Source organism: Actinophytocola sp. (assembly GCF_049647105.1).
Lineage (GTDB): Bacteria > Actinomycetota > Actinomycetes > Mycobacteriales > Pseudonocardiaceae > Actinophytocola.
The window spans coordinates 1-12,513 of the sequence record NZ_JBARWZ010000143.1; the positions used below are offsets into that span (position 1 = coordinate 1).

The 12,513-nt window shown below is 70.2% G+C and carries 15 protein-coding genes and 1 pseudogene; 7 read left to right on the top strand and 9 right to left on the bottom strand.

The window, feature by feature from the left end; translation table 11 throughout:
- Window positions 1–506: 506 nt before the first annotated feature.
- The gene (locus WBA97_RS17085; protein WP_424231819.1) at window positions 507–848 is read right to left on the bottom strand and encodes a hypothetical protein; all 342 of its coding nucleotides are present in this window, start codon (window positions 846–848) and stop codon (window positions 507–509) included.
- 200 nt (window positions 849–1,048) lie between these two features.
- Here WBA97_RS17085 and WBA97_RS17090 point away from each other — a divergent pair, with 200 nt between their 5' ends.
- Both WBA97_RS17090 and WBA97_RS17095 read left to right on the top strand, forming a co-directional pair.
- Complete coding sequence (locus WBA97_RS17090; protein WP_424231820.1) at window positions 1,049–1,900, top strand: helix-turn-helix domain-containing protein; 852 nt, start codon at window positions 1,049–1,051, stop codon at window positions 1,898–1,900.
- Between the two features lie 29 nt (window positions 1,901–1,929).
- Window positions 1,930–2,118 (top strand): DUF397 domain-containing protein, encoded by a 189-nt coding sequence (locus WBA97_RS17095; RefSeq protein ID WP_424231821.1) that lies wholly within the window; start codon window positions 1,930–1,932, stop codon window positions 2,116–2,118.
- A gap of 62 nt (window positions 2,119–2,180) precedes the next feature.
- Here WBA97_RS17095 and WBA97_RS17100 read toward each other — a convergent pair whose 3' ends face one another.
- From WBA97_RS17100 to WBA97_RS17115, 4 genes are all read right to left on the bottom strand, one after another.
- Complete coding sequence (locus WBA97_RS17100) at window positions 2,181–2,666, bottom strand: hypothetical protein (RefSeq protein ID WP_424231822.1); 486 nt, start codon at window positions 2,664–2,666, stop codon at window positions 2,181–2,183.
- 32 nt (window positions 2,667–2,698) lie between these two features.
- Window positions 2,699–2,902 carry a hypothetical protein gene (locus WBA97_RS17105; protein ID WP_424231823.1) on the bottom strand — a complete coding sequence of 68 codons (204 nt, stop codon included), beginning with the start codon at window positions 2,900–2,902 and terminating at the stop codon, window positions 2,699–2,701.
- Window positions 2,903–3,023: 121 nt separating this feature from the next.
- Complete coding sequence (locus WBA97_RS17110; RefSeq protein WP_424231824.1) at window positions 3,024–3,998, bottom strand: serine protein kinase RIO; 975 nt, start codon at window positions 3,996–3,998, stop codon at window positions 3,024–3,026.
- A gap of 215 nt (window positions 3,999–4,213) precedes the next feature.
- On the bottom strand, window positions 4,214–4,570 hold the full coding sequence (locus tag WBA97_RS17115) for a VOC family protein (RefSeq protein ID WP_424231825.1): 357 nt from the start codon (window positions 4,568–4,570) through the stop codon (window positions 4,214–4,216).
- A gap of 31 nt (window positions 4,571–4,601) precedes the next feature.
- Between WBA97_RS17115 and mtnA the strand changes: the two genes are divergently transcribed.
- Together mtnA and WBA97_RS17125 are read left to right on the top strand one after the other, a co-directional pair.
- Window positions 4,602–5,576 (top strand): S-methyl-5-thioribose-1-phosphate isomerase, encoded by a 975-nt coding sequence (mtnA, locus tag WBA97_RS17120; protein ID WP_424231833.1) that lies wholly within the window; start codon window positions 4,602–4,604, stop codon window positions 5,574–5,576.
- Window positions 5,577–5,645: 69 nt separating this feature from the next.
- Window positions 5,646–7,394 (top strand): proline--tRNA ligase, encoded by a 1,749-nt coding sequence (locus tag WBA97_RS17125; protein WP_424231826.1) that lies wholly within the window; start codon window positions 5,646–5,648, stop codon window positions 7,392–7,394.
- A 251-nt stretch (window positions 7,395–7,645) separates the two neighbouring features.
- On the opposite strand, the gene WBA97_RS17130 is transcribed toward WBA97_RS17125, so the two are convergent.
- Entirely contained in the window at window positions 7,646–8,329 is a 684-nt protein-coding gene (locus WBA97_RS17130) for an HAD family hydrolase (protein WP_424231827.1), read from the bottom strand.
- A 117-nt stretch (window positions 8,330–8,446) separates the two neighbouring features.
- On the opposite strand from WBA97_RS17130, the gene WBA97_RS17135 reads away from it, so the two are divergent.
- Window positions 8,447–9,484 carry an ABC transporter permease gene (locus WBA97_RS17135; RefSeq protein WP_424231828.1) on the top strand — a complete coding sequence of 346 codons (1,038 nt, stop codon included), beginning with the start codon at window positions 8,447–8,449 and terminating at the stop codon, window positions 9,482–9,484.
- On the opposite strand, the gene WBA97_RS17140 is transcribed toward WBA97_RS17135, so the two are convergent.
- Entirely contained in the window at window positions 9,468–9,875 is a 408-nt protein-coding gene (locus WBA97_RS17140; RefSeq protein ID WP_424231829.1) for a secondary thiamine-phosphate synthase enzyme YjbQ, read from the bottom strand. The genes WBA97_RS17135 and WBA97_RS17140 overlap by 17 nt on opposite strands.
- A gap of 68 nt (window positions 9,876–9,943) precedes the next feature.
- On the opposite strand from WBA97_RS17140, the gene WBA97_RS17145 reads away from it, so the two are divergent.
- Both WBA97_RS17145 and WBA97_RS17150 read left to right on the top strand, forming a co-directional pair.
- Window positions 9,944–10,969 carry an aminotransferase class V-fold PLP-dependent enzyme gene (locus tag WBA97_RS17145; RefSeq protein ID WP_424231830.1) on the top strand — a complete coding sequence of 342 codons (1,026 nt, stop codon included), beginning with the start codon at window positions 9,944–9,946 and terminating at the stop codon, window positions 10,967–10,969.
- Between the two features lie 61 nt (window positions 10,970–11,030).
- Entirely contained in the window at window positions 11,031–11,777 is a 747-nt protein-coding gene (locus WBA97_RS17150) for a hypothetical protein (RefSeq protein WP_424231831.1), read from the top strand.
- Window positions 11,778–11,787: 10 nt separating this feature from the next.
- Here the strand turns inward: WBA97_RS17150 and WBA97_RS17155 are convergent, their stop codons facing one another.
- Both WBA97_RS17155 and WBA97_RS17160 read right to left on the bottom strand, forming a co-directional pair.
- On the bottom strand, window positions 11,788–12,267 hold the full coding sequence (locus WBA97_RS17155; protein WP_424231832.1) for a ferritin-like domain-containing protein: 480 nt from the start codon (window positions 12,265–12,267) through the stop codon (window positions 11,788–11,790).
- Window positions 12,264–12,513 (bottom strand): annotated as a pseudogene (locus WBA97_RS17160) (hypothetical protein); the annotation flags it as partial. The pseudogene WBA97_RS17160 and the gene WBA97_RS17155, both read right to left, overlap by 4 nt.

Sequence of the window (12,513 nt, forward strand, 5' to 3'; positions counted from 1 at the left end):
AAGGCGTGTACGAAGTGGTCCCACGGGGACTGCCGCCACAGCAGGTCACCAGGCCAGGCAGGGTCGGAGTGTCTACCCATCACGCACCTCCGTGAGGTGGCCTGACGGGCGCGGCACGTCGGGGGCACACCGCGCCCGTCAGGGCAGAGGGGGCCGGGGGTGATGTGGCGGGTACGACGCGGCCGCCGACATCACCCCCGGCCCGTTGGGGCAGCGCGCGAGGGGGAGTTGCGCTGCCCGCTTCGGGGCGGCCGGGGGCGACACGGCTGTCCCGAAGTTCAAGTGCCCGCTGCTGGCGCATCTTCTTCAGCCACCGCCTGTTGCGGCGCCGGTAGTGCCTGACACGCGGACGCGGAGGATGAAGCACCATCCGCACGGCGAGCGTCAGCCCCCCGAGGATCACGATCCACATGAGGTTCATGGCTGCCGCCTCGCCGCGTAGACGACCAGGCCGATCAGTCCGAAGACCACCCCGGCCAGGAGCACGAACGGCAGCCACCACATGGTCACGACCCCGGCTGCTGATTGGAGTGCCGACGCTGCTCGTCGACCGCCGCCTGCATGTCCACTGCCCGCTGGTAGACACCCGTCCGGGCGAACGTGATCTGCATGAAGGTGTCCGGGTCAGTGGTCCAGTAGTCCGGACCGACACCGACGATCACGACGTTGCCGTCCGTGTCGAGGTCCGTGCCGTAGCCGAGAGGACGCTTCCGCCCAGCCCGGTCGTGGACCTGCCACTGCCACGGGTAGCGCGTGCTGTCGAGACGCCGCTCCTCGGGGATGGCCTCGCTCGGTCGTGCTGGCGGGCGGTCCTCACGCTCGGTTGGGCGGTCTCCGTTTCCCTGCACAGCGGCTCCCCGTGATCGCAACGTTTCATTCGAGGACCCGACGCCGCCCCTCACAGACCTGGGCAACAGGAAGGGAGAGGCGACGCGGGCCGCCGGCCGAAATCGACGACACGAATGTACGCCACGTAAGTACGTGACGGGAATACGCCTATCGGGGGAACCACGTAAGTACGTGGCGCATGTGCGGCACACTATGCCCCATGGACGACATGGACGACCTGAGCCCCGGCTCACTCGTGCGCCGCTGGCGACTCGGCAAACACCTCCGCGACCTCCGCGCAGCCGCAGGCAAATCACAAGAAGAGGCTGGCGCGTACGCCGGGATCCGTGCCGCCACCATCAGCCGTATCGAGAACGGCAAGCACGCCATTCTCGCCAAGAACGTCCGTGCCCTCTGCCAGCTCTACGACGTCGGAGCACCGCTCGTCGACACGCTGGTCCGGCAGGCTGAGGAGTCCAACGAACGCGGCTGGTGGCTGTCCTACTCCGACACCATGCCCGACTGGTTCGCGACCTGGGTCGGGTTCGAAGCCGACGCCGAAGAGATCCGCGTCTACCAGTCCGAAATGGTCCCTGGTCTGCTCCAAACCGCTGACTACACGCGTGCGCTCCGCGCCTCGTACGGGCCGGGCGCGACCGAGGACGAGCTGGCGAAGAGTGTCGCGTTCCGCCTCGAACGACAGAAGCGGTTCGCCGCCCGGCCGCCGATCTACCGGGTCGTCCTGAACGAGGCCGTGATCCGCCGCCCCATCGGGGAGATGCACACCCAGCTGCAGCACCTCGCGGACCTCTCGCTCCGCGACAACATCACCCTGCAGATCCTGCCGTTCGAGGTCGGCCCGCACGCGGCGATGAAGGGCGCGTTCTCCCTCCTCACCCTGCCGGGCGAACCGGCACCCAACTTTGTGTACCTCGAGCACGACGACGGCGCGGTCTACCTCGAACGTCCATCCGACCTGGCCCGCTACACCCGCACGTTCGACTCCCTGACCAGGCACGCGTTGTCACCAGGCGACTCCCGAGCGCTGCTAGCTAGCCTGGTGAACGCATAGACCTGGGCATAGCAGGAAGGGGAGCAACCATGACAGATACGTCCGGCGCCACGGTGCGCTGGAAGAAGTCGAGCTTCAGCGGCGGAGACAACGGAGACTGCGTCGAACTCGGGAACACGGGCGGTGTCCGGGACAGCAAGAACCCGGATGGGCCGCGGTTGCGCGTCGACCTCGGCGGCCTGCTGGCCGCGGTGAAGGGCAACCGCCTGACCCGCTGACCCACTGCACGACCTGCGCCCCCAGAGCCTGTCCGGTTCTGGGGGCGCACTGCTGCGTCAAGCTACTCGACCGCCATGTCCACGCCTGCGTCCTGGCAGGCAGTGACAACCGGTGTGATCGCGTCCCGGAACTGCTCGACGTCGAACTCGGCGCCGTCCGCGCGTTCAACGTTCATGTCGCCCACAGCGGTCACCGCAGACTCCATCGCGTCAGCCACGGCCGGATCTAGGTCGGGGTCGGACGTGAACTTCCCGAGCCGCATCACCGCCATCCCGGCCAGCATCCCCTGAGCGCCGGTCGTGACGCCCTGGTTAGCGAGGTCGGACCAGAACTTCTTGAGGTTCTGGTCGTCGGCGAGGCTGCGGCACGCGTCGGTGGTGACGGGGTCGGCAGCCGGCGCGGCACTGGTGTCGGGTGTCGTCGACGTCGACCTCGAGGGCGGCTGTGCCGCTTCGGTGTCGTCGTTGGTTGAGCATCCGGTCACCAACACCGCGGCTGCGGCGATCCCTGCCAGGGTGAGTCGTGTGCGCGTGAGCATGACCTGCATGTCGCACCTGACCTCTCCGAGGTTGCGGTCGGTCAGCAAACCGGTGCCGGCGAGTTGGGGTCCATCGGGTCCCAGTTCTCGTACTGGGCGGCGCACGACTCCAGGTCCTGGTTCAGCTCGGTCTGAAACTGGTCGAGGTCGCGCTGGAGGTCGTCCATCTCGCGTGCCCACTGCGCCTGCAGGGCGAGGGTGATGACGATGCCGGCGACAGCGGCGGCGATCCCGAACACGGGCATCCACCGCCGTGCGGAAAGAAGGAACGGGCGGCGTGAGTCGGGCGGCAAGCGCGGGTATGCGCAGGTGTGGGCCCCGCCGGCCGGGTGGTGCCGGTCGGCGGGGTTACTTCCCCCGGGTGAGTCAGTCCAGGCCCGCTGCCTCGATCAGCTCTTCGGTCAGGGTCGTCGGGTTGGTCTTGTCTTCCGGGAGGCCCTTGGACCTGAACCAGTCCGCCACGTTCGCCACGTCCCTTGCCAGGAACTCCAGGCCTCTCGGGTTCGCCACCATGTCCACGATCTGTGGCAGGTCGATCAGCATGAGCCTGCCCTCGTGGACCAGGAGGTTGTATGCCGACAGGTCGCCGTGGGTGACGCCTTCCGTCGCCAGCAGGGTCAGCACCTCCGTCAGCTGGTGCCACAGGTCTTCCAGCTCCCCGCCCGACGGGCGTAGCTCCGCCAGGCGTGGTGCCGCCGAACCGTCCTCGTCGCCCAGGTACTCCATCAGCAGCTCGGTGCCGTGGCGTTGCACCGGGTACGGGACGGGAGCACCGATCGACCACAGGCGTGACAGCGCGGCGAACTCCGCCACCGCCCACTGTTCCGCGATCAGGTTGCGGCCGAACGACGTCCTGTTCGCCATCGCACGCATCTCGCGGCTGCGGCGCATCCTGCGGCCTTCCAGGTAACCGGCGTCGCGGTGGAACATCCGGTGTTCGTTCGAGCGGTAGCGTTTCGCGGCCATGACGCAGCCTCGGCCGGTGTCCGGCACCGCCCGCTGTATCAGGTGGACATCCGCTTCCTTGCCTGTCTTCAGCACACCCAACTCGCTGTCGGCCGCGGCCAGTTCCGTCACCACCCAGTCCGGCCTCGGGTGCGGGCCCTGTTCGCCGTCGCCCCAGGTGGTCCAGCGGTCGGCGCCGTCGGGCAGCGGTGGGGCCGCGAGCGCGCTCTCGCGTATCGCGGCCAGCCGGATGCGTTCCTGTTCGGTCAGCCTGCCCGCGCGAGTCTGCACCGGGTCGAACTCGGTGTCGTCGCGCCTGGACCTGCGTGGCCTGGACCGGCGTTGTTCGTGCGGGTTGTCGTCGTCAAGAAAGTCTTCGAAATCGTGCGTGCGCACTGGTGGGTTCTCCTCAAGAGAAGATGTGAGCGCCCCACCAAGGCGCGCGTAGCGACGACTCTCAGTGGGACGGGCGGACGAGGGCGTGCCACGTCCAGGCGACCTTGTTAGCCATCTGTCGGCACCTCCCTCACGTCCGCCGGTCACCGACCGGCGCGCTTCAAACGACGGCTCGCAGGATGTCAGCCCCCGCAACCGAGTCGCAACCGATTTATTCAGCCCTGCGACCCCACGCAGAACTCGTTGCCTTCCGGGTCCTGTAAGACCGTCCACGTGAGGCCGGGCATCTCGTGTGTCTCTCCGACCGTGGCGCCGAGCGACGCCAGGCGCTTGACCTCGCCTTCTCTGTCGTCGGTCGCGAGGTCGACGTGCACGCGGTTCTTGCCGGCCCGCTTCTCCGCCACCTTCTGCAGGCCGAGATAGGGCTGAGCCGGGTTGGCGGGGGTGTTCAGCTGCACGAACCAGCCGTCCGCGTCGAACGCGACCTCCAGGCCGAGTGCCTGCTTCCAGAACTCCGCCAGCGTGCGCGGGTCGGTGCTGTCGATGGTGATTCCGCCGATTTTGAGGTTCATGGCGCGCACGCTACGGGCGGGCACCGACAAAATGGGGCTCGTGCGAACCATTGATTGGCGAGATCACCACATCGTGGCGATCGACCAGACGAAGCTACCGAACGACGTCGTCATCCTGGACATCTTCACTGTTGAGGACCTGGTCGACGCCATTCAGCGACTAGCCATCCGGGGGGCTCCCGCACTGGGAGTAGCGGGTGCACTGGGGGCGGCCATGGCGGTCCGGGACGACCCATCCCGCAGGGACCACGACCTCGCCGCGCTCCGTGCCGCGCGGCCGACCGCGGTGAACCTCGCATGGGGTGTCGACCAGGTCCTCGCCAGGCTGCCCGCCGGTGCGGACGCCGTGCTCGCGGCCGCGCTGGAGGTCCTCGAGTCCGACGTCGTACGCAACCGCGCGCTGGGGAACCGGGGCGCGGACTGGTTGTCCGAGCGGTTCGACGGACCCATCGCGATACAGACGCACTGCAACGCGGGCGCGCTCGCGTGTGTCGAGTGGGGCACCGCGCTCGGCGTCGTCCGGTCCCTGCACCTGCGGGGCCGCCTGCGCCACGTCTACGTCGACGAGACCCGCCCGCTGCTGCAGGGCGCACGGCTCACCGCCTGGGAGCTGGCCGACATGGGCGTCGACCACACGCTCGTCGTCGACTCCGCGGGCGCGACCGTGCTGGCCAGGGGTCTCGCGCAGGCCGTGGTGGTCGGTGCGGACCGGATCACCGCGAACGGCGACGTGGTCAACAAGATCGGCACCTACCCGCTCGCACTGGCCGCCGCCCGGGCCGGTGTGCCCTTCCTCGTGGCGGCGCCGGAGTCGACGGTCGACCCGGCGCTGGCGTCCGGCGCGGACGTGGAGATCGAGGTGCGGGACGGCAGGGAGATACTGGGTGGCCTGCCGGACATCCCGACGCTCAACCTCGCGTTCGACGTCACGCCGGCCGACCTCGTCACCGCGATCGTGACCGAGGATCGGCTCGTGCGGCCGGCGGCCGGTGAGCGGCTCGCATAACCCGCCTGCGCTGGCAGGGGGTCGTTCACTACCCTTTGCAGCACGTTTTCCCGCACAAGGAGTATTGCCGTGATCACCAGGATGTCGTCGCTGTTCCTGCGCACGCTGCGTGAGGATCCGGCGGACGCCGAGGTGCCCAGCCACAAGCTGCTGGTGCGCGCCGGGTATGTCCGCCGGGTGGCACCGGGTGGCTACTCCTGGCTGCCGCTGGGCCTGAAGGTGCTGCGGAACATCGAGCGCGTCGTCCGCGAGGAGATGGACGCGATGGGCGCGCAGGAGATCCAGTTCCCCGCGCTGCTGCCCCGCGAGCCCTACGAGGCGACCGGCCGCTGGACCGAGTACGGCCCCAACCTGTTCCGGCTCAAGGACCGCAAGGGCGCGGACTACCTGCTCGGCCCCACCCACGAGGAGCTGTTCACGCTCACCGTGAAGGGCGAGTACACCTCGTACAAGGACTTCCCGGTCACGCTGTACCAGATCCAGACGAAGTACCGGGACGAGGCGCGGCCCAGGGCTGGCATCCTGCGCGGTCGCGAGTTCCTCATGAAGGACTCGTACTCGTTCGACCTGGACGATGACGGGCTCGCGGCGAGCTATCAGAAGCACCGCGACGCCTACATCAGGATCTTCGACCGGCTCGGCCTGTCGTACGTGATCGTGTCGGCCATGTCCGGTGCGATGGGCGGGTCCGCGTCCGAGGAGTTCCTCGCCGAGGCGGAGACCGGTGAGGACACGTTCGTGCGCAGCACCGAGTCCGGTTACGCCGCCAACGTCGAGGCCGTCCACACGCCGGCGCCCCCGGCGCGGTCCGTGGCGGACAAGGCCGCCGCGCAGGTGCACCACACGCCGAACACGCCGACCATCGAGACCCTGGTCGACTTCCTCAACAAGGCGGAGCTGGGGCGCGAGTTCACCGCGGCGGACACGCTCAAGAACGTGCTGCTGAAGACGCGGGCGCCCGGCGAGCACAAGTGGGAGCTGCTCGCGATCGGGCTCCCCGGTGACCGCGCGGTGGACATGAAGCGCCTCGAGGCCGCACTGGAGCCGCGCGAGGCCGCGATCCTCGAGGAGGCCGACTTCGCGGCCAACCCGTTCCTCGTCAAGGGGTACATCGGGCCGAAGGCCTTGCAGGACAACAGGGTTCGCTACCTCGTCGACCCCCGCGTCGTCACCGGCACCGCATGGGTGACGGGGGCCGACAAGCCCGACCACCACGTGGTGGACCTGGTGTGCGGGCGCGACTTCACGCCGGACGGGACGATCGAGGCCGCCGAGGTGCGGGAGGGTGACCCCTCGCCGGACGGGCGGGGCACGCTGGTCGCCGCGCGGGGCATCGAGATCGGGCACATCTTCCAGCTGGGACGCAAGTACGCGGACGCGTTCTCGCTCGACGCGCTCGGTGCGGACAGCAAGCCGATCCGGATCACCATGGGGTCCTACGGCGTCGGGGTGTCGCGGCTCGTCGGCGTGCTCGCCGAGCAGTCGCACGACGAGCACGGGCTGTTGTGGCCGCGTGGCGTCGCGCCTGCCGACGTGCACGTCGTGATCGCGGGCAAGTCCGACGAGATCCGCGCGGGCGGTGAGCGGCTCGCCGCCGATCTCGACGCGGCCGGGCTGACCGTGTTGCTGGACGACCGGACGGCGATGCCCGGGGTGAAGTTCGCGGACGCCGATCTCCTCGGGGTGCCGACGATCGTGGTGGTCGGGCGTGGGCTCGCCAACGGGGTCATCGAGGTGAAGGACCGCAAGTCGGGGGAGCGGACCGAGGTCGCGGTCGGCGACGCGGTGGCGCACCTGACCGCGCTGGTTCGCGACTGACAGGGCTGACAGAGCTGGGAGCGGCCGCCGGGTTTCGACTCGGCGGCCGTTTCGCGTGTGGCGGCGCCTCCCGCTGGGGGCGGGCCTCCGGCCCCGGTTTCCAGCGTACGGGGTGGGGGCGACAGGAATCGTTGGTGCGCGGGCGGTCTGTGGACAACTCGCTCCGCTGTGGACAACCCGCCGTGCGGTGGGCGTCGTTGTCGGTGGTCTCCGGTAGGCTGGGAATCGGGGGGCCGGAGGCCACGAAACCCTTATCCCAGAAGGATTTTCGCCACCTCGGGGGTGTCCGACAGGTCCGCCAGCGCCACGTGTGCGCCGGACTCCGTCAGTTCCTCCACCGTGTAGCGGCCGGTTGCCACACCGACGGTCGTCGTGCCGTGGTGGAGGCCTGCCGCCACGTCGTGTGGGGTGTCGCCGATGACCACCACGGACTCGAAGTGGGTGCCGTGCTTGGTGTTCGCCTGCGTGATCGCGGCTTCGACCAGGTCGTGGCGGTGCTCGGACAGTGAGCCGTAGCCACCGATCTCGAAGTCGATGTGGTGGTGCAGGTCGAACGCCTCCAGCTTGTACGACGCCAGCACCGGCAGGTTGCCCGTCACCAGGGACTGCACCACGTGCTCGCGCGTCGACAGCTCCGCCAGGATCTCCCGCGCGCCCGCCAGCGCGCGGCCCAGGCTGGGCAGTGACTCACGGTCCTGTTCCGCCAGCGCCGTGAGCGCCGCGAAGAACCGCTCCACCTGTTCGTCCGAGTGCTCGAAATCGTGGGCCGCCAGGAACTCGCGGGCGAGCGAACGTTCGGTCCGGCCCGGGAACGACGGCAGGTGCGCCAGCCGCACGCCGGCCACCTCGGCCAGCGCGTCCGCGTACCAGCGTCTGCCGATACCCGAGTAGTCGACGAGGGTCAGGTCGATGTCCCACAACACGAGCGTTCTCACCCCGCCATCGTGACATGGACCACCGACAGCGCCGGAAATTCAACACCAGTTGACCCACGTTGCGGGAAAGGCGTACCGTCGCCCTGAATTCAACGTGTGATGAATGGAGGGGGAGAAATGCGCAACCCGACCACCACGGTCGCGGTGGGGCTGGGCCTTGTGGGGGCGGTGGTCGCCACGGTGCTCGGTTTCCTCACCTTCGGCGTGCAGGCGACCGCCGCGCCCGATCACCTGCCGCTGGCGGTCGCCGTCCCGCAGGACGGTCCACCCCAGCTCGGCGAGGCCGCGGGCCGGATCGCGAGCCAGGGCGGCGACGCTGTCGACTGGCAGGTCACCGGCCTCGCGCACGCCCGCGACCTCCTCGAGGACAAGGAGATCTACGGGATCCTGGAGCTCCACCCCGGTCCCGCGCTCACGATCGTCACCTCCGGCGCCGTCAACCCGCAGGGCACGCAGGTCGCCCAGCAGGTGCTCACCGGTGCCGCGCAAGGGCTCGCCGGCGCGCTGGCGCAGCAGAACCTGCGGGTGGCGCCGCCGAAGGTGGAGACACTCCACGCCGCGAGCACGGCGGGAAGGACCGCGCCACTGGCCGCCAGTGCGCTCCTGTGGATCGGCGGCCTGGTCGCGGCCATGGCGTTCGGGCTGCTGGTGATCCGGTCCGGTGTCCGCGCCCGTACGGGCGCACGGCTGACGCTCGTCGTGTCGGTCAGCGTGCTCGCCACCGGCGCGGTCGCCGGGCTGATGAAGCTGTGGGACTCCTCGCTCGACCTGGGCTGGGACGTCCTCGGCTTCATGCTGCTGACCGCCGTCGCGTTCGCGTCGGTCCAGGGTGCGCTGGTGCGCCTGCTCCACCTGCGTGCGGCCGCGATCCTCGGGCCGATGTACCTGCTCGCCCCCGCGGTCGCGGGCACCGTGCCGGAGATGCTCGACCCGGCCTACCGCACGCTGTTGTGGTCGTGGACCCCGTTCCGCTTCTCGACGGAAGGTCTCCGCAGCCTGTTGCAGGGCGTGCCGGACGCGCCGGACGTGCGGATCGGCGTGATCGTCCTCGTGTCGATGGCCGTCGTCGGGCTCGTGGTGATGGTGTGGCCGGTACGACGGCAGGAGCGGGAGGTCCCGGCGGACACGCGGGAGCTGGTCAGCTCAGGTAGCTGAGCCGCACCTTCCTCGTGTGGTTGTCCACGTTCGTGTCCACCAGGCAGATCGACTGCCAGGTGCCGAGCGCGAGCCGGCCGTCGACGACCGGAACCGTGGTCGATGGCGGGACCAGTGCGGGCAGCACGTGGTCCCGCCCGTGGCCTTTCGAACCGTGCCGGTGCCGCCAGCGGTCGTCGGCGGGCAGCAGGTCACGCAGCGCGGCGAGCAGGTCGTCGTCGCTGCCCGCGCCGGTCTCGATGACCGCGATGCCCGCCGTGGCGTGCGGCACCCACACGTTCAGCAACCCGTCCGCCGCGCCGACCGACGACAGGAACTCCGCGCAGTCCCCGGTGAGGTCGTGCACGACCTCGCTGCCGCCGGTCCGCACCTCGATCTCGGTGGTCTCCATGCCGCCATTAGCTCACGGCGCCGCCGCGCACCGGCGTGCGCCCGAATTTCGCGGGTAGGTTCGAAACCGTGCGAGAGGCGTTCGGTGCGTGGTTCGACGTGCCAACCGGTTACCTGAACACGGCGAGCATCGGTATCCCGTCGACGGCGGTCGCCGATGCGGTGGCCGAGGGCGTCACGGGGTGGCGCACGGGTGCCGCGCGGCCGCCGCAGTACGACGAGTACGTCGCCAGGGCGCGGGCGGCCTGGGCCCGGCTCACCGGGGTCGCGCCGGAACACGTGGCGAGCGGTGCGAGCGTCTCGCAGCTGGTCGGACTGGTCGCCGCCAGCGTGCCGGACGGGACGCGGGTGGTGACCGTGGGAAGCGAGTTCACCAGCGTGACCTTCCCGTTCGCGGTGCAGGAGAAGCGCGGTGTGACCGTGACGGAGGTGCCGCCGGGGAAGCTCGCCGAGGCCGCCGCCGACGCTGATCTCGTCGCGGTGAGCGTGGTGGCGTCCGCCGACGGCGCGCTCGCCGATCTCGACGCGCTGCGGGCCACGGGCACGCCCGTCCTCCTCGACGCCACACAGGCCGTCGGCTGGCTGCCCCTGCGGCTGGACTGGGCGGACTACGTGGTCGGCGGCAGCTACAAATGGCTGTTCGCGCCGCGTGGCGCGGCGTGGCTCGCGGTTCACCCGAACGCGGCGCCACTCGTCCCGCACGTCGCCAACTGGTACGCCGCGCAGGACCCGTGGGACGGCGTCTACGGCCTGCCGCTGCGCCTCGCCGACACCGCACGGCGCCTGGACCTGTCCCCGGTGTGGTTCGCGCAACTGGGTGCGGCCTTCTCGACCGAGTGGCTCGCCGGGCTGGACATGACGCGGGTACGCGACCACTGCACGCGGCTCGCCGACACCGTGCTGACCGAGTTGGGGCTGGAATCCGCCTGCTCGGCGATCACCTCTCTCGAACTCACCGCCGACCAGCGGGACCGGCTGGCCGCCTCGGGCGTCGTGAGCAGCGTTCGTGCAGGCAGGACCCGGCTGTCGTGGCACCTTTACAACACCGAGGACGACGTCGACCGGGTGCTCGGCGCGCTGGCTACCAGACCCTGACAGTGCCCGATAGGGGACCTCGCCCTGGTTAACAAACGTATGTCCGGTTACGGTGCCACCCGTGTCGGCTCCTTACCGCCCCGGGCAACCGCAGTGGCCCGCCAACGGTCCCCAGCGGCCGGATCGCCCACCGCCGATCCAGTTCCGCCAGGACGAACCGCCCCGTCCGCCGGGGAAACCCGGTCTGCAGTGGGCCCTGCGGATCGTGGGCCTCGTCGCGGTCGCGGTCATCTCCGGCGTGGTCTGGTACTACATCACCGACGACGGCAAGTCGCCGGGCACGGGTGCCGACGATGGCGGCACCGAGCAGCAGAACGAGGGCAGGTTCGCCCTCGAGCCGCACCCGGACATGCCGGAGCCCGAGACCGACGAGAACTGCGTTGAGCACGCGTACGGCCGCATCCAGGCCCACCTGCAGGCCACCCCGTGTGACCACCTGTCCCAGCAGTTGTTCGTCACGGAGATCGACGGGCGCACCGTGTACGCGTCGGTCTCGGTGGTCACCATGCCCGACGAGGAGGCGGCCGCCGAGCTGCGGGCGCTGACCGACGAGGACGGTTCCGGCAACATCAACGACGTGGTGCGGGACGGTGGCGTCACGATCGAGGGCATGGACCGGCTGAGCGCGGGTGGTGGCTACGCGGCGAAGCAGAACGGCCGTGAGGTCGTGATCGTCGAGGCCGACCTGGACCCGAAGGACCAGAGCGAGGACGAGCAGACCCAGAAGAAGGACGAGGACGAGATCCTCGACCCCGTCTGCAACGACGCCCTGCGGCTCGCGCAGCAGGTCGACACCAAGTCAGGCTGAGTGATCAGCCTCAGCCGGGAGTGCCGGGCAGCGGAGGCGTCGCGGGCGTGAGACCGGCGGCGCGCCGCCACCGCGTTGCCCGCACCGCCGCGTCGGTGAGCCCGGCCAGACCGGCCGCACGCAGCGTCTTGTCGTCCGTGCGCTCCAGCACCGCACGCCACGCGACCGTCACGTCCGTCTCCGCCACCACCAGCACGGCGATCGCCGTGGCCTGGTCGGTGACCGGCTGCGGCGGCACGTAGGCGGCCTCCGCCGACCTCGGGCTCTGCCCGGCGCCGCTCAGCAGCAGCTCGGTCGCGTCCCGCCGCGCCCGGTGCGCGTTCGAGGCCTCCTGCAGAGCCGTGCCGTAGTCGGCGGGCAGGAACGCGCTCACCAGCCCGTACACCCACAGGGCGGCGTGCTCGGCGCTCAGTGCGTCCTGGGTGGCCTGCGCGGCGTCGTCCGGCAGCGACGTCGGGCCCTGCGAGGGGGGTGGCGTCGGCGAGGTCATGTCAGCACCACCCGGAGACTCGCGCAGCCCGCGGCGACCGAGCCGAGCAGCCCTGCCCGGTAACGCGACACGGACGGGACCAGGTCGGCGGCCTGCTTCTCCGCCGCCGTGAGCGCGTCGGCGAGCGCGGCGACCCCGTCCGATGGCACGTCCGGGGCGGCGGGCGGCCTGGCCGACGACGAGGAAACGGGCGGCCGCTCCCGGTCCACCTCGGCCTGCAGCGCCGTCGCGTGCTCGGTGCGTGCC